The organism is Ruegeria sp. CF1 (genome assembly GCF_056537445.1).
In genome coordinates, this window is the sequence record NZ_JBQFRN010000002.1 from 469,430 (window position 1) to 493,709 (window position 24,280).

The 24,280-nt window shown below is 57.9% G+C and carries 24 protein-coding genes; 7 read left to right on the forward strand and 17 right to left on the reverse strand.

Features of this window, described 5'->3' with window-relative positions:
- Positions 1 to 28: 28 nt before the first annotated feature.
- Together ACRZ96_RS07420 and ACRZ96_RS07425 are read right to left on the reverse strand one after the other, a co-directional pair.
- A complete protein-coding gene (locus tag ACRZ96_RS07420; RefSeq protein WP_039536426.1) occupies positions 29 to 430 on the reverse strand; it encodes a MerR family transcriptional regulator in 402 nt (133 codons plus the stop codon).
- A gap of 172 nt (positions 431 to 602) precedes the next feature.
- Positions 603 to 971, reverse strand: a complete 369-nt coding sequence (locus ACRZ96_RS07425) for a MerR family transcriptional regulator (protein WP_170391912.1) — start codon at positions 969 to 971, stop codon at positions 603 to 605.
- A gap of 117 nt (positions 972 to 1,088) precedes the next feature.
- Here ACRZ96_RS07425 and ACRZ96_RS07430 point away from each other — a divergent pair, with 117 nt between their 5' ends.
- From ACRZ96_RS07430 to ACRZ96_RS07440, 3 genes are read left to right on the forward strand one after another with little or no spacing between them, the layout of a single operon-like run.
- Positions 1,089 to 1,508: a PaaI family thioesterase gene (locus ACRZ96_RS07430; protein WP_010438901.1), complete on the forward strand. Its 420-nt coding sequence runs from the start codon at positions 1,089 to 1,091 to the stop codon at positions 1,506 to 1,508.
- 1 nt (position 1,509) lies between these two features.
- The gene (locus ACRZ96_RS07435) at positions 1,510 to 2,028 is read left to right on the forward strand and encodes a PaaI family thioesterase (RefSeq protein ID WP_170635955.1); all 519 of its coding nucleotides are present in this window, start codon (positions 1,510 to 1,512) and stop codon (positions 2,026 to 2,028) included.
- Positions 2,029 to 2,030: 2 nt separating this feature from the next.
- The gene (locus ACRZ96_RS07440; protein WP_480706658.1) at positions 2,031 to 3,347 is read left to right on the forward strand and encodes an MATE family efflux transporter; all 1,317 of its coding nucleotides are present in this window, start codon (positions 2,031 to 2,033) and stop codon (positions 3,345 to 3,347) included.
- On the opposite strand, the gene arsC is transcribed toward ACRZ96_RS07440, so the two are convergent.
- The 4 genes from arsC to ACRZ96_RS07460 are packed head-to-tail and all read right to left on the reverse strand — an operon-like array spanning position 3,344 to position 5,503.
- Positions 3,344 to 3,685, reverse strand: coding sequence for an arsenate reductase (glutaredoxin) (gene arsC / locus ACRZ96_RS07445; RefSeq protein ID WP_480706656.1), 342 nt, complete (start codon positions 3,683 to 3,685; stop codon positions 3,344 to 3,346). The genes ACRZ96_RS07440 and arsC overlap by 4 nt on opposite strands.
- On the reverse strand, positions 3,682 to 4,740 hold the full coding sequence (locus ACRZ96_RS07450) for a quinone-dependent dihydroorotate dehydrogenase (RefSeq protein ID WP_480771972.1): 1,059 nt from the start codon (positions 4,738 to 4,740) through the stop codon (positions 3,682 to 3,684). The genes arsC and ACRZ96_RS07450 overlap by 4 nt, the downstream gene beginning before the upstream one ends.
- The gene (locus ACRZ96_RS07455; protein WP_170420906.1) at positions 4,737 to 5,168 is read right to left on the reverse strand and encodes a DUF1330 domain-containing protein; all 432 of its coding nucleotides are present in this window, start codon (positions 5,166 to 5,168) and stop codon (positions 4,737 to 4,739) included. Before ACRZ96_RS07455 ends, ACRZ96_RS07450 begins: the two co-directional genes overlap by 4 nt.
- Positions 5,165 to 5,503, reverse strand: coding sequence for a DUF952 domain-containing protein (locus tag ACRZ96_RS07460; RefSeq protein ID WP_170563662.1), 339 nt, complete (start codon positions 5,501 to 5,503; stop codon positions 5,165 to 5,167). The genes ACRZ96_RS07455 and ACRZ96_RS07460 overlap by 4 nt, the downstream gene beginning before the upstream one ends.
- Positions 5,504 to 5,611: 108 nt before the next feature.
- Here ACRZ96_RS07460 and ACRZ96_RS07465 point away from each other — a divergent pair, with 108 nt between their 5' ends.
- Positions 5,612 to 7,189, forward strand: coding sequence for a bifunctional metallophosphatase/5'-nucleotidase (locus ACRZ96_RS07465; RefSeq protein WP_170594839.1), 1,578 nt, complete (start codon positions 5,612 to 5,614; stop codon positions 7,187 to 7,189).
- A 51-nt stretch (positions 7,190 to 7,240) separates the two neighbouring features.
- Here the strand turns inward: ACRZ96_RS07465 and ACRZ96_RS07470 are convergent, their stop codons facing one another.
- Positions 7,241 to 8,893, reverse strand: coding sequence for a tetratricopeptide repeat-containing sulfotransferase family protein (locus ACRZ96_RS07470; protein WP_480706652.1), 1,653 nt, complete (start codon positions 8,891 to 8,893; stop codon positions 7,241 to 7,243).
- 151 nt (positions 8,894 to 9,044) lie between these two features.
- Here ACRZ96_RS07470 and mnmH point away from each other — a divergent pair, with 151 nt between their 5' ends.
- Complete coding sequence (mnmH, locus tag ACRZ96_RS07475; protein ID WP_480706650.1) at positions 9,045 to 10,097, forward strand: tRNA 2-selenouridine(34) synthase MnmH; 1,053 nt, start codon at positions 9,045 to 9,047, stop codon at positions 10,095 to 10,097.
- Here the strand turns inward: mnmH and selD are convergent.
- The 7 genes from selD to ACRZ96_RS07510 are packed head-to-tail and all read right to left on the reverse strand — an operon-like array spanning position 10,088 to position 18,174.
- Entirely contained in the window at positions 10,088 to 12,247 is a 2,160-nt protein-coding gene (selD, locus tag ACRZ96_RS07480) for a selenide, water dikinase SelD (protein WP_480706648.1), read from the reverse strand. The genes mnmH and selD overlap by 10 nt on opposite strands.
- Before the next feature lie 5 nt (positions 12,248 to 12,252).
- Complete coding sequence (locus ACRZ96_RS07485) at positions 12,253 to 12,639, reverse strand: Na+/H+ antiporter subunit G (protein ID WP_170401276.1); 387 nt, start codon at positions 12,637 to 12,639, stop codon at positions 12,253 to 12,255.
- 7 nt (positions 12,640 to 12,646) lie between these two features.
- Entirely contained in the window at positions 12,647 to 12,916 is a 270-nt protein-coding gene (locus ACRZ96_RS07490) for a K+/H+ antiporter subunit F (protein ID WP_170563653.1), read from the reverse strand.
- Positions 12,913 to 13,410, reverse strand: a complete 498-nt coding sequence (locus tag ACRZ96_RS07495; protein WP_170392908.1) for a Na+/H+ antiporter subunit E — start codon at positions 13,408 to 13,410, stop codon at positions 12,913 to 12,915. The genes ACRZ96_RS07490 and ACRZ96_RS07495 overlap by 4 nt, the downstream gene beginning before the upstream one ends.
- Complete coding sequence (locus ACRZ96_RS07500) at positions 13,410 to 14,948, reverse strand: monovalent cation/H+ antiporter subunit D (protein WP_480706646.1); 1,539 nt, start codon at positions 14,946 to 14,948, stop codon at positions 13,410 to 13,412. Before ACRZ96_RS07500 ends, ACRZ96_RS07495 begins: the two co-directional genes overlap by 1 nt.
- Positions 14,945 to 15,304 (reverse strand): Na+/H+ antiporter subunit C, encoded by a 360-nt coding sequence (locus ACRZ96_RS07505; RefSeq protein ID WP_170391885.1) that lies wholly within the window; start codon positions 15,302 to 15,304, stop codon positions 14,945 to 14,947. Before ACRZ96_RS07505 ends, ACRZ96_RS07500 begins: the two co-directional genes overlap by 4 nt.
- Entirely contained in the window at positions 15,304 to 18,174 is a 2,871-nt protein-coding gene (locus ACRZ96_RS07510) for a monovalent cation/H+ antiporter subunit A (protein ID WP_170401275.1), read from the reverse strand. The genes ACRZ96_RS07505 and ACRZ96_RS07510 overlap by 1 nt, the downstream gene beginning before the upstream one ends.
- A 220-nt stretch (positions 18,175 to 18,394) precedes the next feature.
- Between ACRZ96_RS07510 and ACRZ96_RS07515 the strand changes: the two genes are divergently transcribed.
- The gene (locus tag ACRZ96_RS07515) at positions 18,395 to 18,868 is read left to right on the forward strand and encodes a rhodanese-like domain-containing protein (RefSeq protein WP_170391881.1); all 474 of its coding nucleotides are present in this window, start codon (positions 18,395 to 18,397) and stop codon (positions 18,866 to 18,868) included.
- Positions 18,865 to 19,680 carry a PHB depolymerase family esterase gene (locus ACRZ96_RS07520; RefSeq protein WP_170391879.1) on the forward strand — a complete coding sequence of 272 codons (816 nt, stop codon included), beginning with the start codon at positions 18,865 to 18,867 and terminating at the stop codon, positions 19,678 to 19,680. Before ACRZ96_RS07515 ends, ACRZ96_RS07520 begins: the two co-directional genes overlap by 4 nt.
- Here the strand turns inward: ACRZ96_RS07520 and mdoH are convergent, their stop codons facing one another.
- From mdoH to ACRZ96_RS07535, 3 genes are read right to left on the reverse strand one after another with little or no spacing between them, the layout of a single operon-like run.
- Complete coding sequence (gene mdoH, locus ACRZ96_RS07525; protein WP_480586539.1) at positions 19,681 to 21,552, reverse strand: glucans biosynthesis glucosyltransferase MdoH; 1,872 nt, start codon at positions 21,550 to 21,552, stop codon at positions 19,681 to 19,683.
- Positions 21,549 to 23,048 carry a glucan biosynthesis protein G gene (locus ACRZ96_RS07530; protein ID WP_170391875.1) on the reverse strand — a complete coding sequence of 500 codons (1,500 nt, stop codon included), beginning with the start codon at positions 23,046 to 23,048 and terminating at the stop codon, positions 21,549 to 21,551. Before ACRZ96_RS07530 ends, mdoH begins: the two co-directional genes overlap by 4 nt.
- Entirely contained in the window at positions 23,045 to 24,262 is a 1,218-nt protein-coding gene (locus tag ACRZ96_RS07535; RefSeq protein WP_170594865.1) for an OpgC family protein, read from the reverse strand. Before ACRZ96_RS07535 ends, ACRZ96_RS07530 begins: the two co-directional genes overlap by 4 nt.
- Positions 24,263 to 24,280 lie beyond the last annotated feature (18 nt).

The following is a 24,280-nucleotide window of genomic DNA, read 5'->3' on the forward strand; positions in this document are numbered from 1 at the left end:
CTTAATTCATATGTCCGAAAGGCCGGGCTTATTCGGCGGCCTTCTTTTCCTGTTTCATCGAGGCGATAACCTTTTCGCCCCAGCGCAACTGCTCTTTTAGTTCGTCAATGGCCTGCGTCAGCTCTTCGCGGCGCGATTCCATGTCAGCAAGGCGCTCGCACGCGATTTCATAAGTGCGGGACATCTGGGTCAGCTGCTGGTCACCCACGTGGTACAGGTCCAGAAGCTGGCGGATCTCTTCGAGGCTGAAGCCAAAGCGCTTGCCGCGCAGGATCAGTTTCAGGCGTGCACGATCCCGTTTGGTGAACAAGCGCTTTTGGCCCTCGCGGATCGGAAACAAAAGCTCTTTGGCCTCGTAGAACCGCAATGTGCGGGGCGTGACATCATAGGTCTCGCACATTTCGCGGATGGTCAGCAGATCTTCGGTCATGGTTCAAACTCTCATCACTGGCGTCATGCAATCTGAGTTGCGCAGTCGATGAGCGTTTTACAACACACAAGTGACGTTTACGTAATGCGGACGCTGCGTCACAAAATAGTTGACGTAACATCCAGTCGCGTAAGCAGGGGTTTCGGCAATTTTCTTGCCGTAGGGGAAGGGGCTATTTCAGCAGGCCGACGGTCTGATCGCGCAATTGCTGAAGCGCATCCATTGCTTCATCCAACTGCGCGCGCTGCTGGCGCAGCTCTTCCATTTGACGATCGGCCATCTCGATAAAGGTCGCCATCTGCGCCTGATTGCCCTGATCTTCGTAGATCAGCAGCCACTGACGAATCTCTTCCAAAGGAAATCCAAACTTTCGACCACGCATGATCAGTTTCATCCGGGCGCATTCACGAGGCCCGTAAAACCGCGACCTGCCTTCACGGTCAGGCTGCAGCAATTCGATGTATTCGTAATAGCGCAGGGTGCGTGGGGTCACGTCGAACTCGGCGCACATTTCTTTGAATGACAAACGGGTGTCGGACATTCCGGGTCTCCTTGGCAGCAACCTAGGGCGTCGTTGCGGCAAGCGCAACAGGTGGGCTTGCCCTTGGTGTAAACGCAGGCCCATAAAGGGGCAGGTACAAGGACAGGACCCAACCCCATGGTCGATAAGACAGTTTTAGCGCGCCAGTTCATCGAGGCGATTCCGCACGCCAAGGCCTTGGGGCTTGATCTGACCCACATCGGAGAGGGCGAGGCTGAAATCTCGATGCCCTATAACGAGCAACTGATCGGCGATCCTCGGACTGGCGTGATCCATGGCGGGGCTGTGTCGGCCATGCTGGATACCTGTTGCGGTGCCGCAGTGATGAGCCACCCCTCAGCCCCGGGAGGAACCGCCACCATCGATCTGCGTATTGATTACATGCGGGCCGCAACGCCGGGTCAAAGTATCCGGACCCGCGCGACCTGCTATCACATCACGCGCAACGTGGCTTTTGTGCGGGCGACGGCGACGGATGATGACAGCGACCGTCCCGTTGCCACCGCTTCAGGTGCCTTCACCGTGGAGGGTCGCTAAGATGGCAAGACCTCGCCCAGAACCTATGCAGGTGGTCAAGCAACGCCGTGATGCCGCATTGACCGCGCTGGTCGAAGGTGTGCCGTATATTCGGTTCCTTAATATAACATTCGACCGGCGGGGGGACGAACTGACAGGCGTTCTGAATTTCGATGAGAAGTTGATCGGTAATCCTTTTCTACCCGCTATCCACGGTGGGGTGACAGCGGCGTTTCTGGAAGTCACTGCCGTAATCACGCTGAGTTGGGAACATATGTTTCCCAGGATTGAAAGCGGTGAGATCGGTGCGGAGGACATCCTGACTGACGTGAATATCCGCTTTCCCAAAACCATCGACTTCACGGTCGACTACCTGCGGTCTGGCCTGCCGCGAGACGCCTATGCGCGCGCTTTCATCAATCGCTCGGGTCGACGTTATGCCTCTGTCCGGGTCGAAGCCTGGCAAGACAATCACGCCAAACTCTTTGCGCAAGGTACGGGGCACTTCTTGATGCCGCAATCTCCGACACCGAAAGACTAAAGATGGAGGACGCCTCAGCGCCCATTACCCATAGGCGCGTCCTGAAAATCGCGTTGCCGATCGTGCTGTCGAACGCGACCGTACCGATCCTCGGGGCAGTGGATACCGGCGTTGTCGGTCAGATGGGGCAGGCCGCCCCCATCGGGGCTGTGGGTATGGGTGCGGTGATCCTGTCGGCGATCTACTGGATATTCGGCTTTCTGCGGATGGGCACCACCGGGCTGGCGGCACAGGCGCGCGGTGCAGGTGACACTGCAGAAACCGGAGCGTTGCTCATGCGAGGCTTGCTGCTGGGCGGAACAGCAGGATTGGTTTTCATTGCCGCGCAGGTTTGGGTATTCCTTGGAGCTTTTGCACTGTCGCCCGCCAGCGCCGAAGTCGAGTCTCTGACGCGCGCCTATCTGGAGATTCGCATCTGGGGCGCTCCGGCCACGATTGCCCTTTATGCGGTGACAGGCTGGCTGATCGCAGTCGAACGCACGCGAGGTGTATTCATCCTGCAGATATGGATGAATGGGCTGAATATAGCGCTGGATCTATGGTTTGTGCTTGGCCTGGGCTGGGGTGTCGAGGGCGTTGCCATCGCGACACTGATTGCCGAGTGGACGGGTCTTGCCCTGGGTTTGTGGCTTTGTGGGGATGCGTTTGGCGGCAAGCAATGGCGGGATTGGCCGCGTATTTTTGATTCCGCACGGCTGCGCCGGATGATGCAGGTGAATGGCGATATCATGGTGCGCTCGGTTCTGTTGACCGGAGCATTCACCACGTTTTTGTTTGTCGGTTCCGATCTGGGCGACGTGAATTTGGCGGCCAATCAGGTGTTATTGCAGTTTCTCGAAATCACCGCATTCGCTTTGGACGGATTTGCTTTCTCGGCTGAAGCTCTTGTCGGAGGAGCCGTCGGTGCTCGCGACCGCCGGAAGGTCCGGCGCGCGTCGGTCATGGCTTCGCAATGGGGCGTTGGCGGGGCCATCGGGCTTGGGCTGGTGTTTTACCTGGCAGGGCCTGCGCTGATCGATCTGATGTCGACATCGCCTGAAGTTCGTATGACGGCACGCGAGTATCTGCTCTGGGCTGCTCTGGCACCGATCATCGGAGTGGCAAGCTGGATGTTCGACGGTATCTATATCGGCGCCACCTGGACCCGCGATATGCGCAACGCGATGATCCAGTCAGTCGCGCTGTACGTGGTTGCGTTGTTCGTGCTGGTGCCAACGATGGGCAATCATGGGCTTTGGGCCGCGCTGATGGTGTTGAACATCGCACGGGGCCTTACGCTTGGTTGGCGCTATCCGCGACTTGAGGCACAGATCGCCTAAAGCAAGTCCAGCAGGTTCTCGGGTGGGCGTCCGATAGTGGCTTTGTCGCCCGCGATGGCCAGCGGACGCTCGATCAGGATCGGGTGTTCGGCCATGGCCTGAACAAGCTCCTCATCGGGCGAGGTCTTGGCCAGGCCAAGCTCTTTGAACGTTTTCTCTCCGGTGCGCATCATGCTGATCGCCGGGATATTCAGTTTGGCCAGAACCGTCCGGATTTCATCGGCCGAGGGCGCGTCTTCGAGGTATTTGCGCACCTCAGGATCTGCGCCGTTTTCCTGCAGCAACGCCAACCCCGCGCGGGACTTGGAACAGCGCGGATTGTGCCAGTATTCGATCATAGCCAGTCCTCTCGTTTGCTGCCCACCGCGTGCGCGACCGAATCGAAGCCGTCGCGCTCCAGCAGCGTGTCCAACCCCTGTGCGATGTCAGCGGCCAGGGAAATCCCGCCATAGACCATCGCCGTGTAGAACTGCACTGCGGACGCTCCGGCGCAGATCTTGGCATAGGCCTGTTCTGCCGTACTGATGCCGCCGACCCCGATCAGCGGGATATCTGCGCCTGTCAACTGGCTGAGCTGCGCCAGCACCCGCGTCGATTTCTCGAATAACGGCGCGCCGGACAGGCCTCCGGCCTGATCCTTGTGCGCACTGCGCAGGCCATCGCGCGACAGTGTGGTGTTGGTGGCGATCACCGCGTCCACGCCGGTTTCACGGGCGACAGCGGCGATATCCTGCAATTCGTGCTCAGTTAGATCCGGGGCGATCTTCAGGAAGATCGGGATCGGGCGGGGCAGGGCGTTTCGGGTTTCGATCACACCGCTCAGCAACGCAGTTAGCGCCGCTTTGCCCTGCAAATCTCGCAGCTTTTCGGTATTGGGCGAGGACACGTTGACGGTGGCAAAGTCCAAATGCGCAGCGCAATGGGCAAGCACTTTTGCGAAGTCTCCGGGCCGATCATCACTGTCTTTGTTGGCCCCAAGGTTCAAACCGATCACCGCGTCCTTTGGACGCTGCGCCAGACGCGCGGCCATGACCTCCATTCCCTCGTTGTTGAAGCCAAAGCGGTTGATGGCGGCGCGATCTTCGGTCAGGCGGAACAAGCGCGGTTTAGGATTGCCGGTCTGCGGACGGGGTGTCACCGCCCCGACTTCGATAAACCCGAACCCGGCGCGTGAAAGCGGCAACAGTGCTTCGCCATTTTTGTCAAACCCTGCGGCCAGTCCGACGGGGTTGGGCAAATCCAGGCCCGCGACTCGGGTCTTCAGCCGGTCCGATGTGACCGGCCCAGGCGTCGGTGCAAGCCCCGAGGTCAGGGCCTTGATCGAAAGCCCATGCGCGGTTTCCGGGTCAAGACGGTGCAGCGCAGCGAGCCCAAGTTTTTCGGTCAGTTTCATCCGAAGGAATCTCCACCCTCTGTCGGCGCGCAACGTATCAGGCGCGAGGTTTCAACGGCGGCCTGCCGGTGTATCACCGCGGCGCGATAGGCAGGGTCGGTCACCATCTCAAGAAATGCGTGGGCGGTGGGGTAGCGGGCGATGAACACAGCATCCCAAGCCTCATTTTGTGGACCGATCAGCATAGTCTGAAATGCGCCGCGCCAAAGGATCGACGCTCCTATGCGGGCGACGATAGGCGCGGTTTCAGACCCGTATTTGCCATAGGCCTGTGCGCCGGTCAGATGTGCGCCGGCCAGTGCGTGATCGGACGGATACTGAGCTGTTTCGCGAAACTTCACCAGATTGAGCATCTCGATAGGATGGTCTCGATCGAGGGCCTTAAACGCCTCGAACTGTTCGCGTTCGGGATCGATGAAGCGTGTCATTCCATCTCCTGCGGGAACTGGTGCGCCTGACCGTCAAAGGGCAGATCGCGTGACCAGACCACATCCGACATTTGAATCTGGCGGTAGAGATGGGGGAACAATGCGCCACCACGCGAAACCTCCCATTTCAGATCATCGCCCATTGCTTGGCTATCACAGGCCAAGAGGGTTAGGCCCTCGACCCCGGCAAAATGCTTGGCAGCGGTTTCAGCGGCCTGTTCTGCGGTTGAGAAATGAACATATCCATCCGAAACATCAATCGGTGCACCATCCGAAGCCCCTTGTGCTTGCAGGTTTGCCCATTCATCGGCGCGGAAGATCTTGTAAATCAGCATGAAGTCCTGATGCCCCGCACGACGGGTAGAATCAAGCCGGATTTCCCCCTTTGACTCTTCGCCACGCAACGCGCACCATCGCGCAAAACAATCATAGGGAGTTTCACGATGTTCACCCGTTTTCTGGCTTCGGCTGCGGTATTGGCACTCAGCGCCGGTATGGCGGCTGCCGAATACAAGCTTACGATTCTGCATACAAACGATTTCCACTCGCGCTTTGAACCGATCAACAAGTACGACAGCGCCTGTGGCGACGAAGACAATGCCGAAGGCAAGTGCTTTGGTGGATCGGCGCGCCTTGTGACGGCAGTCGAAGAGGCCCGCGGACGGGCCGATAACTCGATCCTCGTTGATGGGGGCGACCAGTTCCAGGGCTCGCTGTTCTATACCTACTACAAGGGTAAGGTTGCGGCTGAGTTCATGAACAAGCTGGGCTATGACGCCATGACTGTGGGCAACCATGAATTCGACGATGGCCCTGAGGTGCTGCGCGGCTTCATCGACTCGGTCGATTTCCCGGTGCTGATGTCCAACGCCGATTATGCGGATGAGGAACTGCTGACCGACAAGATCAAGAAATCGGCTGTGATCGAAGTGGGCGGCGAAAAGATCGGTCTGATCGGACTGACGCCGGAAGACACGCACGATATCGCGTCACCCGGTCCAAACATCACCTTCTCTGATCCAGTTCCTGCCGTTCAGGCTGAGGTCGACAAGCTGACCGGCGAAGGTGTGAACAAGATCATCGTTCTCAGCCACTCAGGCTATGTCGTCGATCAGCGCGTGGCGCAGGAGACCACGGGCGTTGACGTGATCGTGGGTGGGCATTCGAACACATATCTTTCGAACACATCCGACAAGGCCGCCGGACCGTACCCTACCGTCGTAAACGGGGTGCAGATCGTTCAGGCCTATGCCTATGGCAAGTTTCTGGGTGAATTGAATGTGACGTTCGATGATGACGGAAATGTTGTATCCGCTGAGGGTGAACCGCTGATCATGGACAATGCGGTGACCGAGGATCAGGCCGCGCTGGACCGCATCGCCGAGCTGGCCGTACCGCTCGATGAAATTCGCAACAAGGTCGTCGCGGAAGCGTCAGCTTCGATTGAAGGCGACCGGTCCGTTTGTCGCGTGCAGGAATGTGAAATGGGCAATCTTGTTGCGGATGCCATGCTGGCGCGGGTTGCCGATCAGGGCGCCCAGATTGCGATTGCGAACTCGGGTGGGCTGCGCGCCTCGATCGATCCGGGTGAGGTGACCATGGGTGAGGTGCTGACAGTTCTGCCGTTCCAGAACACGCTCTCGACCTTCGAGATCAGCGGTCAGGGCGTGATTGATGCTCTTGAAAACGGGGTGAGCCAAGTTGAAGAGGTCAAAGGCCGCTTCCCTCAGGTGGCAGGAATGACATTTACCTGGGATCCATCGGTTGCCCCGAATGAGGGCCGGATTGTTGAGGTCATGGTCGCCAAGGATGGCGGTTTCGAAGCTATTGATCCAGCTGCGACATATCTGGTGGTGACAAACAACTATGTCCGCAATGGCGGCGATGGTTATTCTGTGTTCTCGGGTGATGACAAAAACGCCTATGATTTCGGGCCTGATCTAGCGGATGTTACGGCGGAATATCTAGCCGAGAACGCCCCGTATCAGCCTTATCTGGACGGGCGCATCAAACAGAAGTGATGTGACCGGAGAAGCAAAAAAGGCCGTCTCTCGGGGCGGCCTTTTTTTTGGTCAATCGAACCTGTATTCGGGCCACAACGCCTGATCCAGCCCATCTAACATCGGCTGAATTTGATCCGCAACCTCTTGCCAGCCACCAATTGACCCGGTTGAGATTTTCTTGCGCACCTGATCGGTGCTGGCGGTGCGGACTTTCCTGGTATTTTTCTCAGGGGTCATCATCCGCTCATCCCAGTCGATACCGCAGAAGGCGGCGACTTGCTGGATACAGGTTTTGGGGTCGACTACCAGGTCCTCATATCGAACCGTTAGAATACGATCACCGAACAGCTTTTCCCAATGAGAAAGATAGCACCGGTACAGGTTGGCCGAGTGGGCAATCGATTCAAGATTGGATGCATAGCGCATACCCGGTGAGTGAAAACGCCTGATCCATTTTGATAGCCCCACATCCCTTGGATCGCGCAACATGTTGATCACGCGGGCATTCGGGAACGCTGACAATATGAAGCCGAGCCTTTGATAGTTGTGTGGCATCTTGTCAACGAATGCGGTCGAGCTTTCGGGTAAGGGTGGCATCAGCCTGCGAAACTCTGCTGCACATTCAGCAGCTGCGTCTGCGTCAAATGGTTTGCCGCTCTCTCTGACCTTTTGGGATAATTCACCTACAATCGTCAGCTCTCCACAGCCGGCGATATCCGGCGCCGAACTAAGCATCATTTCCATCAGTGTTGTGCCTGATCGTGGCTGTCCGACCACGAATATCGGCTTGGGCCCATCGCTTACGCCTGCAGTCGCAGGGGGTACATTCAGGGGAAAAAACGTGCTGATTTCTTCGAACCGTTTCTCTTCTTGCGTACTGTCATAGGGATTCACGTTGTGTTGAATGGCATTGGCCCGCGCAAAGTGGGGGAGCGCCGAGAACAGCCCATCACGTTTGGAGATCAAGTGCGCCTTTGCGAATTCAAGCACCGAGTTGGCGTGATCACTTCCTGAAATTGCGGTGTCGACAGCAAGCGCAAGGCTCTCGGCATGGTCATTGTCCACCATTAGAGACATTTGGTAGAGTGCCGCCGCGCAAAACTTGTTTCTCTCGAGTACAGCGCGCAAAATGGTTTTTGAGCCCTCTTTGTCGCCCGTTTGATACAAGTCTACGGCTTTCGACAATGCGATTTTTTCATTTTCAGGTGCGATCCCAAAAGCGCGGGCAATGTCCTGAGAGCTGTGATCGGAGAACCCGACCTCTCCGTAGGCGCGGGCCCGCAACCAAAGCAAATCTGCATTGTCAGGGTCTTTTTCCAGTTTTTTCGTCGTATGGTCGATGATCAGGCGCCAATTCTGTCCCTTGAGCTGAATTTCATCAATGACGCGGACCAGTTCTTTGTTATTCGGGAAGCGTTCAAGTTTCTGCTCGGCATAGGACAGCGCACGCGGAATTTGACCTGTCTGCATTAACGCGTTGGCGAGGTTTTCGACAAATTGAGCATCGTCCGGTTTCATTCGCGATGCTTCAGCGAAGTGTGGAATGGATTGCTTGTACCGCTTCATCTCGGTCAGGACAAAGCCTGCGATTGCTTGGTAATCGGCATCCTTGGGGTGTTTCTTGATGCCAAGCTGCGCTTTTTTCAAGGCCTGCGGCAACTTCCCTGTCTCCAGATCGGCCAATGCTTTGCTCTTGAGGGAATTTGCGGTCTGCTGTGCCATTTGTGCGCACGTCCCATGCCAATAAGAAACCAGTATCGATGGTTCATTACCCAAGCGAAGATGGTTTGCAATGGCTGTTCCGTATTATGGTCTGGTACCTTCAACAGCGGCTTGGGTTTTCTTCCGGCACCATGCGGGATAGACCGTTGATATGGTTTTGAAAGTCTCCAGCCTGCAGCAATTCTACAACCACACGTTTGATACGATTATCGACGTGCGTAGCCCGGCTGAGTTCGCCGAAGACCATATGCCGGGCGCTATCAATCTGCCGGTTCTGAACAATGAAGAACGGGCACGGGTCGGTACCATCTACGTCCAGCAAAGCCCGTTTCTGGCCCGCAAGCTGGGTGCTGCGCTGGTGTTTCGCAACGCGGCAGGCCATATCGAGGATCACCTGAGCCATCATGAGGGCGACTGGAAACCGCTGGTCTATTGCTGGCGTGGCGGGCAGCGATCAGGATCATTTACCTGGATGTTGCAACAAATCGGCTGGCGCGCCGAGGTGGTTGAAGGCGGCTATCGCAGCTATCGCCGACTGGTAAAGCAGTTCCTCTATGATGAAGTGTTGCCATATCGATTAGTCGCGCTGGATGGTTATACCGGGACGGCCAAGACAGACCTGTTGGGCCATCTAAAGGCGCAAGGCGCGCAAGTGCTGGACCTTGAAGGGTTGGCCAATCACCGAGGCTCATTGTTGGGCGAAATGCCGGGTGGGCAACCCAGTCAGAAAGCCTTCGAATCCGCGCTCGCCGCTTCCTTGGGCGAGCTGGATGCAGCGCGTCCGGTGGTTGTTGAAGCAGAATCATCCAAGATCGGAAACCTGATCCTCCCGCCCAGCCTGTGGTCGGCCTTGTGTGCTGCACCTCGCATCCAGATCACAGCACCGATTGCTGCGCGCACCGCGTATCTGGTGTCTGCCTACGATGACATTCTGTCGGATAGCGAACGGCTACGTGATCGATTGTCTCCACTGCGCATTCATCGCGGTCATGAGGTTGTGGATGGTTGGCTTGAATTGATCAATGCCGGCGACAAGCGTGGACTGACACAGGCATTGATGGAACAGCATTACGACCCGGCCTATGCCAAATCGCGTAAGGCGCAGCGTGCCGAAGTGATCGCGCAGATTGAGGCACCGTCACTTGATGATACCGGGCTGTCGGCGACGGTGGCTCGGATTAAGAATGTTCTGGATCAGCTTTGAACACGCAGGCCCGATGTAGCGTCGATGTGACCAATCAGGGCGGCAGGGTAACCGGCGGCGCGTAGTTCCGAGCATACTTGCTCGGCTTTGTTGGCATCGACGGCCGCCAAGAGACCTCCCGCAGTCTGAGGATCGAATAATAAATCCGCCTTGCCGCCGGTCGGAAGGCCTGGGGCGATGGCACGGTTGTCGGTGTAGATTGTAGATCGAATGCCCTGATCACTGAGCTCTGCCGCACCTTCCAGAGCTGGAATCGCGTCCAAAGACAGGGTTGCCCCGCAGCCAGACGCTTCGCATACCCCTTGCAGGTGACCCGCCAGACCAAAACCGGTGACATCCGTCATCGCATGGGCATTTTTCAGGATGCGGGACGCCTCACCCTGCGGCTGTATCATTTGCGCGAAAGCTGCCGCGACCCAGGCGCCTTCCGCCTTGCCCGCCATTTCGGCCGCCATCAAAACACCGCTGCCCAACGGCTTTGTCAGGATCAAAGCGTCATTAGGTTTTGCGCCACCCAGCGTGATCGGTTCAGCATCACAGAGCCCGGTCAGAGTGAACCCGATGGTCATTTCGTCACCCATTGAACTATGGCCGCCGACGATCTCAGCCCCGGCTTGGTGCATGACGTCGCTGGCAATATGCATGATCTCAGCCATTGTGCGCTGCTGCAACTCAGCTGACATGCGCGGCAGGATGATCGTTGCTGTCGCAGCCTGCGGACGAGCGCCCATTGCCCAGATATCACCAAGCGCGTGGACAGCGGCGATACGCGTCATCAAGGCGGGATCGTTGGTGAAGCTGCGTAAGTGATCCGATGTCATAACCTGTCGCGTGCCACCGGTTAGCAGCACCGCCGCATCGTCACCGGGCAGGGGTGTAATGTCGGGCCTGTCGAGCTGCGGCAACTCCTGCAATGCGGCCTGCAAAGCGCCTCGACCCACCTTTGCACCACACCCGCCGCACATTGGTTTTTCTCCCAACGCCTCTTGCAGCCCTGCTGCGTGATGACGGGGCAATGCGGTGGTGGGCATTTGGGGCAGTTCACGGAACCGGTACATGAACTTCTGATCGATATGGTTTTTCCATTGCCACATGAGCGGCCCGCTGAATGATGTTCCCAATCGCTCGGCCAGTGCGGATTTTCCACCCAGAGAGATGAGTTTCAGGTAATCCTTCTGCGGCACGTAACGCCGCATATTCCCAGACCCTAGCGCGGCGCGCAAATTGTCATACAATATTGGTGCCTCGCGCACTGCGTAGACCCCTGCCTTGGGGCGCGGGTTCTCGGACAGATGGGCGCAATCTCCCGCGGCGAAAATCGCCGGATCGCTGGATTGCAGGGACGCGTTCACTTTGATGAAACCGTCATGCAGCGCGAGGCCGGTATTGGATATCCACTCATAGGGCCGCGCGCCTGCAGCACCGGTGATGAAATCGGCCGGTATCTGGCGACCGTCCGTTAGCTCGATTTCGCCCGCAGAAATCTTCTGGATTGATGCGTTTTCCAGAACTTCGATCCCCAGGTGCGCCATCGCCTGCCGGATGGTAGCGGATGCCTTCGGGACAGTCGCTGTCAGGGCTGTTGCACTGTCGATCAACGTAACCTGCGCTTCACGTCCTTTGGAACGCAGTGCATGGGCCATCGCCATGACTAGCTCTACTCCCGCAACGCCACCACCGATCACGGCGACCGAGGCGCGGCCCGTCCCTGAAAGATAGCTTTGCCACTGCGCGGCGAAGAGGCCGAGCGGCTTGGCCGGAACGGCATGCTCGGCGAATCCCGGCAATGCTGGCATATCCGAGGTGATCCCGACATTGACCGAGGCCACATCAAACGCCACCGGCGGGCGTCCGGGCACATGGATTTGGCGTGTGTCCGGGTCGATACCTTCAACTGCGCCCAGTATCACCCGCGCACCGGCAAAGCGGGCCAGACGCACCAAATCAATATCAAGCTCCCACCGCTGATAGTGACCCGCGACAAATCCTGGCAACATGCCCGAATAGGGTGCGGTAGGACCGGGGTTTATCACCGTAACCCGCGCGCCGGACAGCGGTTTCATGCCCCATTTCCGCAGTAGCAGCGCGTGCGTGTGTCCTCCGCCTATCAGAACCAGATCGCGGGTTAGGGGCAGCAGAGGTGTGTGCATGGGTCTCAGTTCGTACTGTGGTCCGGGACGTCCTCGACCTGTTCGACCGCGTGGGTGGCCCAAAGCTCATCCTCGCCTGCGTCTGGCAGATCGCTGGGCTTTTCATGGCGATGAATGTGCCATTTGGCAATGAAAAGGGCCGTGATCGGAGCCGTCAGGAACAGAAAGAGCGTGATCAACAACTCGTGCATCGACAGTTTGCCCTCAAGCAAAACCGAATGCGCGATCGAGGCTAGCAGGACGCCGCCCACGCCCAGCGTAGTTGCCTTGGTGGGTGCGTGTAGGCGGGACATGGGGTCTTTCAGCTTGATCATGCCGAATGATCCGACAAAGCCGAAAATGCCCGATACGATCAGGAAGAATGCGATGAGCAGTTCGAAGATAAAGGTCATGCCACGCTCATTCGATGATATTGCCACGCAGCATAAAGCGCGCATAAGCCACGGTTGAGACAAAGCCGAGCATGGCGATGATCATGGCGGATTCAAAGAAGATTTCGGTCTCGATACTCAAGCCGTAAAGGATAAGCAGAGCGATGGTGTTGATCACCATTGTATCTAGGGCCAGAACACGGGTACTGACACCGTCGGCTGTAATGATACGCCACAAGCACATCATGATCGCAGCGCCGAAGCAGGCAAAAGCAAAGTAGATCGCATAGGTGATCATTCGAAAATCTCCTTCAGGCGGCGCTCATAGCGTTGTTTGATCTGGTCGCGCACCTCTTCGGGGTTCGGTGCATCCAGACAATGAACCAGCAGGTAGTGCCCTTGTGCGGACAAATCGCAACTGACGGTGCCAGGGGTCATGGTGATGGTTCCGGCCAGAACTGTGATGGCCTCGGGCGTGCGCAGTTCCAGCGGGACGCTGACAAAGCTTGGCTGGCGGTCTGCATCGCGCTTGAACAGGATGATCCGGGCCACCGCGATATTGGCCATCACGATATCCCATAAGACAACCAACATGTATTCCGCCACCATCGGCCAATTGCGCAGTTTCGGGCGATCCGGCCAATAGGGCTGAGTGATAAACGGAATGATGATGCCCAGTAGCAGGCCAAAGACCACCGAGTTCAAAGACCCGGTGTTTGCCAGAAACACCCACACCAGTGTAAGTAGTGCGGTCAGATGGGGATGCGGAAATATACGGTGCAGAAGCTTCATCATTCTTCCCCTCCCAGCACGGCCGAAATGTAATCTTCCGGCGCGAACAGTTGCACGGCCGTGTTGCTGGCATATTGCAGCGCCGGACCTGCAAACAGTGTCAGCAGCACAAGTCCCAGAACCGCCCCGAACACCGAAGTAAAGGCGAGGCCCGGATAGGGCTCGGGCGCGGTTGGTAGGCTGTCTTCGTCGGTTGGCTCAGGCGTCACATTATGTAGGGCGTCGTGACTTTTCCAGAAGATCAGCGTTCCCGCGCGGGCCAGACCCACGATTGTGACGAACGACCCGATCAAGATCACGGCCCAGACCGCATTTGCATCGGGCGCGCCACGTGAGGCGTCCAGTACCAGCAGCTTGCCCACAAAACCCGATAGTGGCGGCATGCCAGCCATCGCGATGGCGCCGACAAAGAACAGGGCTGAGATCAGACCGGATTGCGGCATCGGCGTCGAAGGGGCTATGGCTCCGCCACGGCGCTCCATTACCATGTCCGCGACAAGGAACAGCAGGGCCGTCGCCAGCGTCGAATGGAAGATATAGTAGAGTGCTGCCGCCGTCGCGGCCTCGCTAAACAACGAGATCGCAATCAGCAATGTGCCCATCGACGCGATGGCGCAAAAGGCCACCATTCGCGCGATATGTTGCGAGCCCAGAATGCCAATAGCGCCAACGGCCAATGTCAGCAGCGCTGCAGGTTGTAGCCAACTACCGACTAGCCCTTCGGTTGCGGCTACATCGGGCCCAAAGACCAGCGTATAGACCCGCAGGATCGAATAAGCACCGACTTTGGTCATGATCGCGAACAGCGCTGCAACGGGCAGCGGCGCATTTGCGTAGCTTGCAGGAAGCCAGAAATGCAGTGGCAAGACTGCAGCCTTGATACAGAAAACCAGTAATAGCAAGACTGCTCCAACCCGCAGCAAGGCGGTGTCTTCGGGTGGGATATCGGCCACGCGAACGGCCAGATCAGCCATGTTGAGCGTGCCGGTCACAGCATAGATCGTGCCCAAGGCAAACAGGAACAAGGTCGAGCCGAGCAGGTTATAGGCGACGTACTGAACACCGGCCTTCAACCGCACTGCGCCACCTGCATGCGTCATGAGGCCGTAAGAGGCAATCAGCAGGACCTCGAAAAACACAAAGAGGTTGAAGGCATCGCCGGTCAGAAAAGCACCGCAGACACCCATTAGCTGAAAATGGAGTAGAGCATGGAAGTGTTTGCCTCTCTCATCCCAGCCAGAGCCGATGGCATAAAGGACAACCGGCAGGGCCAGCAGGGCCGTCAACAACACCATCATGGCCGAAAGTTTGTCCAACACCATCACGATGCCGAACGGTGCGGGCCAGTTGCCGAGCTCATAGACCTGAACCTCGCCACCCGATGCCTGGGCGGTAATGGTCAAGGCGATACCCAGCAATCCCACGACGCCGGCGACCGAGAAGATGCGTTGAAGGTCCAAATGATATCGCAACACCATAATGATAAACGGGGCCAGGATCGCGGGCAGGACGATCGGCGCGACGATCCAATGGTTCATGCGTCTTCTCCCGGCGCGTCCACGCTATCGCTTGCGCTCATATCGATATGGTCATCCTTCGAGGACAGATAGGCAGACAGCGAGATCATCACGATCACCGCCGTCATCCCGAATGAGATCACGATGGCCGTCAACACCAGCGCCTGCGGTAGCGGGTCGGTATAGGGGACATCTTCATATTTGTTCAGAACGGCAGGTGCGTTCAGCGCCAGCCGCCCGGTGGCGAATAGGAACACGTTCACCGCATAGGTGATCAGGGACAGGCCCAGAATGACTGGGAATGTACGACGACGCAGGATCAGGAATATCCCGGCTGCGGTCATGACGCCGACTGCAGAGGCTACGAGCGCTTCCATCAGGCCTGCTCCTTCTCGTTATCTTCATCCTGAGGGCTATCCCGCAGCGGGTTGATATCCATCGGAAATTCTTGTGCCATTCCCGGCTGCCACGCGAAGCGCGACAGGCTGTCGAGCGCCAGCATCACAGCGCCCAGTACCGCAAGGAAGACGCCGGTATCGAATAGAATCGCGGTGGCCCATTCGAATTCTTCCAGCGGGGGCCAGTGGATATATCCGAAATCGCTGGTCAGGAACGGGCGTTCATTGAACCATGCACCCAGACCAGTGGCAGCGGCGATCAGAACGCCCCAACCGATGGTGCCGTGATAGTAGAACCGCTGCCGTTCAATCGCCCAGGTATAGCCGCTGGCCATGTACTGCATCAGGAAGGCGATCGCGACGATGAGGCCTGCGATGAAGCCGCCGCCGGGCTGGTTGTGGCCTCGGAAGAAGATATAGGCCCCGACCATCAATGCTATGGGCATCATCACGCGGGTGACGACCACCATCATTAATGGGTGAGAGTCACCCGACTGCGGCCAATGTGGTTTGCGGTTCAGCAGGTAACTGCGCACATTTGTGCTCAGCACTGCTTCGGTCAGGGCGTAGATGATCAGGGCTGCGATGCCCAGCACGATGATCTCGCCAAAGGTATCAAAACCCCGGAAGTCGACGAGGATCACGTTCACGACGTTGGTGCCACCGCCACCTTTGTACGAATTGGCCAGATGGAATTCCGAGATCGTTGGGAAAGCAAAATCCCGCATCATCAGCGCATAGATCAAAGCGCCTGAGCCGATCCCGGCAACCACCGAAATTGCCGCATCACGCCAACGCCGTGCCGCGCTGCTGTCCCAGGGTGTGTCGGTAGGCAGAAAGTTCAGCGACAACAACAGCAGGATCATCGTCACCACTTCGACCGAAATCTGTGTCAGCGCCAGATCGGGGGCAGAAAGGTAGTTGAATGCCATCGAAACGATCAGGCCAACCACCCCGATCAACACCAGTGACAGCAGACGGTTGCGGTGGAACCACATGATCGCCAGCGTCGCACCCACCAGACAGATCCAGCCGATGATCGGGATGACCTGAGCCTCAAGCGGTACGCGTGTTTCAACGCCAATGGTGCCGGTGGTGTAGGCGTAGTAGCCAAGCCCAACGACAAAAGCCACGAAGATGATCGCATACCGGCTGAGCACACCATTATGCAGTTCGTCCGTAATCCAGCGGCTGAGACGGGTCAGCGCGTCGATGATTGCCTCGAAGATCACCTTTGCCTCGGGCCGGGGCAGGGCGTTCCATATCTGGTCGCCGCGTTTGTGCAACGACAGCAGGAACAGGCCTCCCAGCGTCGCGACCACCGACATGTAAAGCGCAGGTGTAAAGCCGTGCCACAGTTTCAGCGAGTAATAAGGCAGCTTCTCGCCCCCGATCACCGCGCTGGAGACAACCGCGACAAGCGGGCCAACGATGGCTGCGGAATAAAGACCGATCAGGACAACCAGCACCACAAGGAACGCCGGCGCCAACCAAAGACCGACAGGCGGGTCATGCGGATGCGCGGGGTAATCGTCCCGCTCGGGCCCAAGGAAGACATGGCTGACAAAGCGAAAGGAGTAGGCCGCTGAAAATAGCGCAGCCAAAAGCGCCAAGCCGGGTACCAAGTAAGGCGAGTTAAGCCAAGTCGTGTGGACTGTCTCTTCCAGCATCATCTCTTTCGAGAGGAAACCATTCAGCGGTGGCAGACCGGCCATCGACAGGGCAGCGATGGTGCCGATAGTAAACGTGATCGGCATCAGATGCCGCAAACCACCCAGCCGTTTGACATCGCGTGTGCCGGTCTCGTGGTCCACGATCCCGGCGGTCATGAACAAGGCCGCCTTGAACGTCGCGTGGTTGATGATGTGGAAGACGGCTGCAACAGCGGCGATCGTCGTGCCAAAGCCCAGTAGCATCGTCACGAGACCCAGATGGGACACCGTCGAAAACGCCAACAGCGCCTTTAGGTCATCCTTGAACAGCGCAATCACCGCACCCAGCAGCATGGTGATCAAACCGGTAGTGGCGACGATGTAGAACCACGCATCCGTACCCGCCAGAACCGGCCACATCCGGGCCATCAGGAACAGGCCTGCCTTCACCATTGTGGCCGAGTGCAGATAGGCCGACACTGGCGTCGGAGCCGCCATCGCGTGCGGCAGCCAGAAATGGAACGGGAATTGCGCCGATTTGGTGAAACAGCCAAGCAAGATCAGGATCAGCGCAGGAAGGTAGTACGGCGAGGACTGGATCAGCTCTTTGTTCTGCAGAATGACACTCAGGTCATAAGATCCCACGATATTGCCGAGGATAAGCATCCCTGCGATCATCGCCAGCCCGCCCGAACCGGTCACGGCCAAAGCCATACGCGCGCCTTGACGACCCTCGGGCAAGTGCTTCCAGTAACCAATCAGCAAGAATGAACTGAGCGACGTAAGTTCCCAGAATATTAGCAGAAGCAGGATATTGTCGGACAGAACAATTCCCACCATCGCGCCCTGAAACAGCAGCAGATAGGTATAGAACTGCCCCATCGGATCCTCGCGCGACAAGTAGAATCGTGCGTAGAGGATGATCAGAAGACCGATGCCCAGGATCAGCAGGGCGAACAAAAAACCCAGGCCGTCCAGCATGAAGTTCGCGTTTAGTCCAAGCCCGGGTATCCAGTCGAACCGCGCGGTCACAACATCACCGCGCATGACGCTGGGAATGTGGATCAGCAATCCCATCAACGCGAGGAAGGTGGTCAACCCAGCCGCTGATGCTGCTGCGTTTCGTCCTGCCCGGATCAGGAGGGCCGGAAAGACAGCTCCGAGGAAGGGAAGGGCCGCGATAAGGAATAGGGACAAGTGCGATACTCCGGTCTGTGCGGTCAATATGACTGAATTACTAGGGATAATTTATTGACTGTCCGGAAATTGCAAGGTTCCGAAAGGTCCTAAAACGCACATATTGGACGTGATCTACCTGTGTAACTATGACGCGAACTTGATCTGAGGGTTGGATTTCCTGAAAGCGTCGCGAATTGCCATATGATAATACCGATCTGACAATGCAGGAGAGTACCGCATGGCAGAAGGGAAACGCCGAACCCGCAGATGGGTCCTATTGGGCGGAGGGGCCGCCATTGCAGCGGGTTTCGCAATCCGCGAATACCGGCTGATCCCGCAGGCCTATGCTGGTGGTCAGATTGCGGCGGCCACAGCCTATCAACAGGCCCTCGACGGCGCGATCCATCTTATCGATATCCGAACGCCACGCGAATGGCGGGCGACCGGGGTCGCCGAAGCGGCCCACCCGCTCGACATGCGCCGTGAGGATTTCGTGCAGGCCTTGGACCATCTGCTCGGGGGGGACCGATCTGCACCTGTCGCACTGATCTGTGCACGCGGGGTGCGCTCGGCCCGATTAAGCAATCGACTGACCGAGGCTGGATTTACCAATATCATCGACGTGCCCGAGGGCATGCTGGGTTCGGCGGCCGGGCCCGGTTGGGTGCGGGCTGGGTTGCCTGTCAACGCTTATGAAGAGGAAACGGGATGAGTGTCAGACACTGGTTGGCCGCGTGCTTTGTTTTTGCCGGGCAACCCGGCCTTGCGGCTTGTGGCGATACCGAGGGGATGTGCGAAACCGCATCAGGCGGATATCACATCGAACTGCCGAAAGCGGAGAACCCTCCGCTGGTTGTGTTCCTGCACGGCTATGGCGGCAGCGCCACCGGTACGCTCAAGAACCGATCCATGGTCGAGCCACTGCTGGCGCGCGGCTACGCAGTGATGGCACCGGAAGGGTCCGAGAGAAACGGCCGAAAAAGCTGGAACTTCTTTCCCGGTTGGGAAGGTCGGGATGAACCCGCGTTTCTTCGTGAAGTAGTGCAGGACGCTGCCGACCGGTTTGATATCGACCCGGATCGCGTGGTGCTGGGCGGCTTCTCGGCTGGCGCGTTCATGGTTTATTACCTCGCCTGCGCTGCGCCGGATTCATTTTCTGCTTATGTCCCGGTTTCAGGCGGGTTCTGGCGGCCACATCCCGAAAGCTGTGATGGTCCGGTACGCATGTTCCACACCCATGGTTGGACGGACAATGTGGTGCCGCTGGAGGGCCGCCTTTTGGGCGGAGGCCGTTTCCACCAGGGCGATATCTTTGCCGGATTGGAAATCTGGCGGGTCGCCAATGAGTGTGCCGATACCAAGCCCAGCGGGTTTTCTACCACGGGCCAGTTTATGCGTCGCAACTGGATGGGGTGTGCCGAAGGCAGCGCCTTGGAATTTGCTCTGTTCCCGGGTGGCCATACGGTGCCAAACGGCTGGGCTGATATGATGGTAGACTGGTACGAGGGCCTGCCCGGCGGGTGATCATTCCGCCGGTGTGATCACGCCCTTACCTTCGATCAATCGCTTCAACTCATCGCGATAGCGCCGGGCCGAGCGTGTAATTGCAGGCTCACTGACATCTTCGCGCATACCAACCATACGGCGTGCGGTGCCTGCCGATACGCCGCTGAGCGCAGACAATGGGATCGCCAGTGCCAGGCTGATCGCAATCGGGGCCAGCCAGACCGAGACCAGACCGGCGAGGATGCCAACGCTAAGCGCGACGCCGATGATAGTCTCAAGGCTGTGGCACAGGATCAGCGTGCGCAGCCCGTAGCTGCCACCATCGCGCGCTTGCGGGGACCAGCCCTTTTGAATGCCCAACGCGGTGCGGAACACTGCAATCATCTGCTGCACCATAAGTATAGGGGCATAGAGGATCGACAGGATGACTTCGGACAGAAATGAAGTGAAGAATTTTCGCGCTCCGCCGAAATCGGAATAGCGCACACCGCTGAGGGGCAGGGCAGCGACGCCCAAAACCTTGGGCGCCAATAGCATCGCATACATCACCAGAATGATCAGCACATGCCGTGTTTCGGACATTTCTGGCCATTGCGGGAACAGCGGATTGTCCGGGCTGAAGTAATGCAGGACCGAGGCGTCCTTGCCCTGACCGATCAAGGCCCACATCACCAAAAGTGCGAACCATAGCGGCGACATCAGATATCCGACCGCACCGTGGAACATATGGAACCGCGAGACTGCGCGGAAGCCGGTCGAACCCAGCAGTTTCAGGTGCTGCAGGTTGCCCTGACACCAGCGGCGATCGCGCATTGCGTGGTCAATGAGGGTGGGGGGCGTTTCCTCATATGATCCGCGTATGCGCGGCAGAAAGCGCACGGCCCATCCTGCGCGGCGCAGCAATCCGGCCTCGACGAAATCGTGGCTCATGATCAGCTTGTCTTGTCCGTTGAGCGACCGCAACTTGGGCAGACCTGCGCTAGAAGCAAATGCACAGGTGCGAATGATGGCGTTGTGGCCCCAATAATTGCCTTCTTGCCCGCACCAGCGCGCGAGGCCTTCGGCAAAGGCGATACCATAGACGCCGTTGGCAAACTGCTGCATCCGGGCAAAGACCGATTGCGCGCCAATCAGCTGCGGATAGCTTTGGATCAGGCCTGCGCCGGGATCGCGGGCCAAAGCATCGGTCAGGCGCGAGATCGCGCGACCCGTCATCAGGCTGTCGGCATCCAGCACCAACATCGCATCCCAGTCCGCGCCCCAGCGGCTGACCCAATCGGCAATATTACCGACCTTGCGATCCGTATTCTGGGGGCGGCGGCGGTAATAGAGTTCAAGCCCCGGTGCCAGCGTGGTCCGCAACGCCTCAACGCTGGCCTGTTCCTGCGCGGCGATCTCGGGGTCGCGCGTGTCGGATAAAATGAACATGGCATAGTGGTGCTGACCACCGCGTTTCTGCAGGTCTTCCAGCATCGTACGGGCGTTCCCCAGCACGTTCCATGGCACTTCGTTATAGACAGGCGTCAACAGCGCCACGCGCAACGGTTGCGAGCGTCCTTCACGCTTTGGCTGCTCTTGCCGGGACAGCGAGACCATGCCCAGCAGTACGGTGCAGACCGTGAAGGAAATCCAGAAGAAATTGAACGAGATTAGCGTCAGCAGGATACCTTCGACCAGATTGATCCCTTCGGCGCTGAACCAGTCGGACATGACCCAGAGCAGACCCAAAGCCGCCGCCATGGCAGGTGAGAAGACCAGCGCGCGCCAAAACCCGACAGAGGGATTTCGACCCCCGGCAGGTACCTGCGCATCGCGGAATCCCTGCGCAAAGTTCTGGGCTGGCATCGCTAGAGGGGCCTCGGGCGGCATGATATGAAGATCGCGGTTCATATGGTCCAACGGTAAAGCCAGACTTCAGAGGCTGGTTGTTTGTCTTTCAGCAACTGCGCGCGCAGTTCCACGTGGTTGCGTTCGCCTGGTTCGAATGAGAACGCCAGCCGCAACCCGCCCGTGTCTGGGTTACGCTGCAGAACGCCTTCTGAAGTTTCGGCATGGGGCGAGTCGACAAACACCGTGATGGCCTCGGGATCGTCAAGCAGCTCACTGCCTTCGAAATCAATCACAGCCAAACGGCCCTCGCCGAACGTGTTGTCGCCCATCGCGGTGTTGATCACGCGGGCCATAGGGGTGTGCTGCGGTTCCTCGCCCCAGATCAGGCGATAGGACAGATCAATCTGGCTGCCTGCTGCGTAGGGTTCCATCGGGCGCCAATAGGCGACGATGTTGTCATAAATCTCCTGATCCGCTGGGATTTCGACAAGCGTGACAGTGCCTTTACCCCAGTCTTCGCTGGGTTCGACCCACAAGCTTGGGCGTTTGTGATAATTGGCTTCAAGATCGGCATAGTCCGAGAACTTGCGCTTGCGTTGCATCAGGCCAAAGCCGCGGGGGTTTGTGTCGACAAAAGACGAGATCTGCAGGCGAGTCGGGTTCGCAAGCGGGCGCCACAGAACCTCTCCTGCGCCGTTGCGGATCATCAACCCGTCACTGTCGTGCACTGCGGGGCGAAAATCATCGAAACGGCTGTGATTGGTCTGATCGAACAGGAACATAGATGTGCCGGGCGCGATGCCGACATGGGGCAGTTCGGTACGTGGGAACAGGGTGGCTTCAATATCCATCACGCAATCTGAACCGGCGGTAACGTGGAAGCGGTAGGCCCCTGTAACGCTGGGGCTGTCCATGAGCGCATGAACGACCATGTTACGTTGATCCGGTTCTGGACGCTCCAACCAGAAACGAATGAATTCGGGGAATTCCTCGCCATCTGGATCGCCGGTCTTCAAGGCGAGCCCTCTGGCCGAAAGGCCATAGACTTCGTGCAAACCGATGGCGCGGAAATAGCTGGCCCCTTGCCAAACGCAGAACTCGTCAGTCTCGCCAGGGCGGTGCATCTCAGTACGCAGGCGTAGACCTGAAAAGCCCAGCGTGTCGTCAATGGGCAGCTCTGGTACGTCTTCAGACTTATCGAACATGGCCAGATCAAAGGCGACCGGCTTGGTCATACCGTCCTCGACGGTCGACACTTTCACTGTGCGTGGAAAATACAGGCCCGGCGTGAAAAAATCGACGTTGAAGGGCGTCTCGGTCTCGTACCACAGCGCGCGATCCAGCCGGAACCGGATTGAACGGTATTGCTGATACGTCAGGTCCTGCCACTCCTGCGGAACCATCTCACGCTCGGCATAATCACGGCTGGCCAGGTCGCGGGCCATTGCGATGACGTCGTCTCGGCTGAACGGGGTCTCTCCACCTGTGGCATATGCCGCTGGGGCGAAGGCCAGAGCGGTTGATGAGGCGAGAAAAGCGCGACGTGTAAAGTTCATTTCTTTGATTTCCAAGGTTGTGACTTGAACCAGGCGGCCAGATAAGCCACGCCGATGATCATGGCAAAGCCAATCATGTTGGCGATGAACACACTGGCAACATCCCGCCCACTCAGGTCCAGTCCGACGCCGATAAGTCGTGCTGCTGCCATAGAAAATACGAACACCGCGAGCGATTGCTGACCCACTTTGGTGATGATGGTCAGCAGGAACTGCCAGACTTTTGCGGCTGCCCCATGACCGGTCGCTATCAGGCGACGGCCATGCTCACCGGCGATAACCCAACCCAGATAGGCAAGCGACAGAAAATGCAGATATCGGAATAGACCAAAGTCGGTCTTGTCGCGAAATTCTTTGGTCACTGGCCAGACCTTGCGAATCTCATCAGCCAGATCAGGGGCTGCTGCATTGATCCAAGTGAATACCTTCCACGAGCCGAACGGCATCGAGAAGATCAAAAACAATGCTGCCGCCCAGATCAGAGTTTTCGACACCGGCGGCGCTGGAATCCAACCTCGCATGAACGCAAAGCCGGTGAAGAACAGCAATTGCCACCCGAATGGGTTGAAGAACCACTGGCGCTCTGACCAGGGCTCGGCCGGCAGGTCAAGGTAGTCGAATTGTGCAACGAGCCAGATCGTGACCGAGGCCATGGCGACCGCCCAGAATCCGATACGATATAGCCCCATAAACAGGGGCATCATCGCCAGTACCACCAGATACATCGGTAGAATATCGAAGTAGTTCGGCACATAGGTCAGGGTGAACAGTCCGACGATCTGTGACGCCGGATCGTTGAAGAAATGCTGTAGATTGAGAGAGGAGATATAGTTTTTCTCGAACAGCCCACTCTGGTTCAGGGCCGCCATTGTCATCGCGACAAAGAAGAACAGGCAGATATGCGCCCAGTAGACCTGCCAGATGCGAAAGCTCACGCGTGCGGTGCCCATCCACCAGCCTTTGCGCATGAACGCCCCCCCAAAAGCAATTGCCGAAGCCATGCCTGAACAGAATACGAAGATCTCGGTTGCGTCCGAAAAGCCAAAGCGGGCAGGTATCCATTTGGCCCACGGATCGTTCGGAATATGGGCAATCAGGATGATGAACATCGCGATGCCGCGATAGAAATCCAACCGCGGATCGCGCGTAGCGGCGGGGGCGGCGACCTGAGACGCCACCGGAGCAAAATCAGAAGCGGGCGATGCGGTCGCCATACGGTTTCTGTCCTTCTT

Excerpts from the sequence above, each read along its gene's own strand:
- ACRZ96_RS07515 (WP_170391881.1), top strand. The coding sequence starts at position 18,395 with ATGGCAGAAGGGAAACGCCGAACCCGCAGATGGGTCCTATTGGGCGGA.
- ACRZ96_RS07435 (WP_170635955.1), top strand. The coding sequence starts at position 1,510 with ATGGCAAGACCTCGCCCAGAACCTATGCAGGTGGTCAAGCAACGCCGT.
- ACRZ96_RS07420 (WP_039536426.1), bottom strand. The coding sequence starts at position 430 with ATGACCGAAGATCTGCTGACCATCCGCGAAATGTGCGAGACCTATGAT.
- ACRZ96_RS07455 (WP_170420906.1), bottom strand. The coding sequence starts at position 5,168 with ATGACACGCTTCATCGATCCCGAACGCGAACAGTTCGAGGCGTTTAAG.
- mnmH (WP_480706650.1), top strand. The coding sequence starts at position 9,045 with ATGGTTTTGAAAGTCTCCAGCCTGCAGCAATTCTACAACCACACGTTT.
- ACRZ96_RS07490 (WP_170563653.1), bottom strand. The coding sequence starts at position 12,916 with ATGATCACCTATGCGATCTACTTTGCTTTTGCCTGCTTCGGCGCTGCG.
- ACRZ96_RS07520 (WP_170391879.1), top strand. The coding sequence starts at position 18,865 with ATGAGTGTCAGACACTGGTTGGCCGCGTGCTTTGTTTTTGCCGGGCAA.
- ACRZ96_RS07430 (WP_010438901.1), top strand. The coding sequence starts at position 1,089 with ATGGTCGATAAGACAGTTTTAGCGCGCCAGTTCATCGAGGCGATTCCG.
- ACRZ96_RS07530 (WP_170391875.1), bottom strand. The coding sequence starts at position 23,048 with ATGAACTTTACACGTCGCGCTTTTCTCGCCTCATCAACCGCTCTGGCC.
- ACRZ96_RS07500 (WP_480706646.1), bottom strand. The coding sequence starts at position 14,948 with ATGAACCATTGGATCGTCGCGCCGATCGTCCTGCCCGCGATCCTGGCC.
- ACRZ96_RS07465 (WP_170594839.1), top strand. The coding sequence starts at position 5,612 with ATGTTCACCCGTTTTCTGGCTTCGGCTGCGGTATTGGCACTCAGCGCC.
- ACRZ96_RS07460 (WP_170563662.1), bottom strand. The coding sequence starts at position 5,503 with ATGCTGATTTACAAGATCTTCCGCGCCGATGAATGGGCAAACCTGCAA.
- ACRZ96_RS07425 (WP_170391912.1), bottom strand. The coding sequence starts at position 971 with ATGTCCGACACCCGTTTGTCATTCAAAGAAATGTGCGCCGAGTTCGAC.
- selD (WP_480706648.1), bottom strand. The coding sequence starts at position 12,247 with ATGCACACACCTCTGCTGCCCCTAACCCGCGATCTGGTTCTGATAGGC.
- ACRZ96_RS07505 (WP_170391885.1), bottom strand. The coding sequence starts at position 15,304 with ATGGAAGCGCTCGTAGCCTCTGCAGTCGGCGTCATGACCGCAGCCGGG.
- ACRZ96_RS07440 (WP_480706658.1), top strand. The coding sequence starts at position 2,031 with ATGGAGGACGCCTCAGCGCCCATTACCCATAGGCGCGTCCTGAAAATC.
- mdoH (WP_480586539.1), bottom strand. The coding sequence starts at position 21,552 with ATGAACCGCGATCTTCATATCATGCCGCCCGAGGCCCCTCTAGCGATG.
- ACRZ96_RS07535 (WP_170594865.1), bottom strand. The coding sequence starts at position 24,262 with ATGGCGACCGCATCGCCCGCTTCTGATTTTGCTCCGGTGGCGTCTCAG.
- ACRZ96_RS07450 (WP_480771972.1), bottom strand. The coding sequence starts at position 4,740 with ATGAAACTGACCGAAAAACTTGGGCTCGCTGCGCTGCACCGTCTTGAC.
- arsC (WP_480706656.1), bottom strand. The coding sequence starts at position 3,685 with ATGATCGAATACTGGCACAATCCGCGCTGTTCCAAGTCCCGCGCGGGG.
- ACRZ96_RS07470 (WP_480706652.1), bottom strand. The coding sequence starts at position 8,893 with ATGGCACAGCAGACCGCAAATTCCCTCAAGAGCAAAGCATTGGCCGAT.
- ACRZ96_RS07485 (WP_170401276.1), bottom strand. The coding sequence starts at position 12,639 with ATGACCTTTATCTTCGAACTGCTCATCGCATTCTTCCTGATCGTATCG.
- ACRZ96_RS07495 (WP_170392908.1), bottom strand. The coding sequence starts at position 13,410 with ATGAAGCTTCTGCACCGTATATTTCCGCATCCCCATCTGACCGCACTA.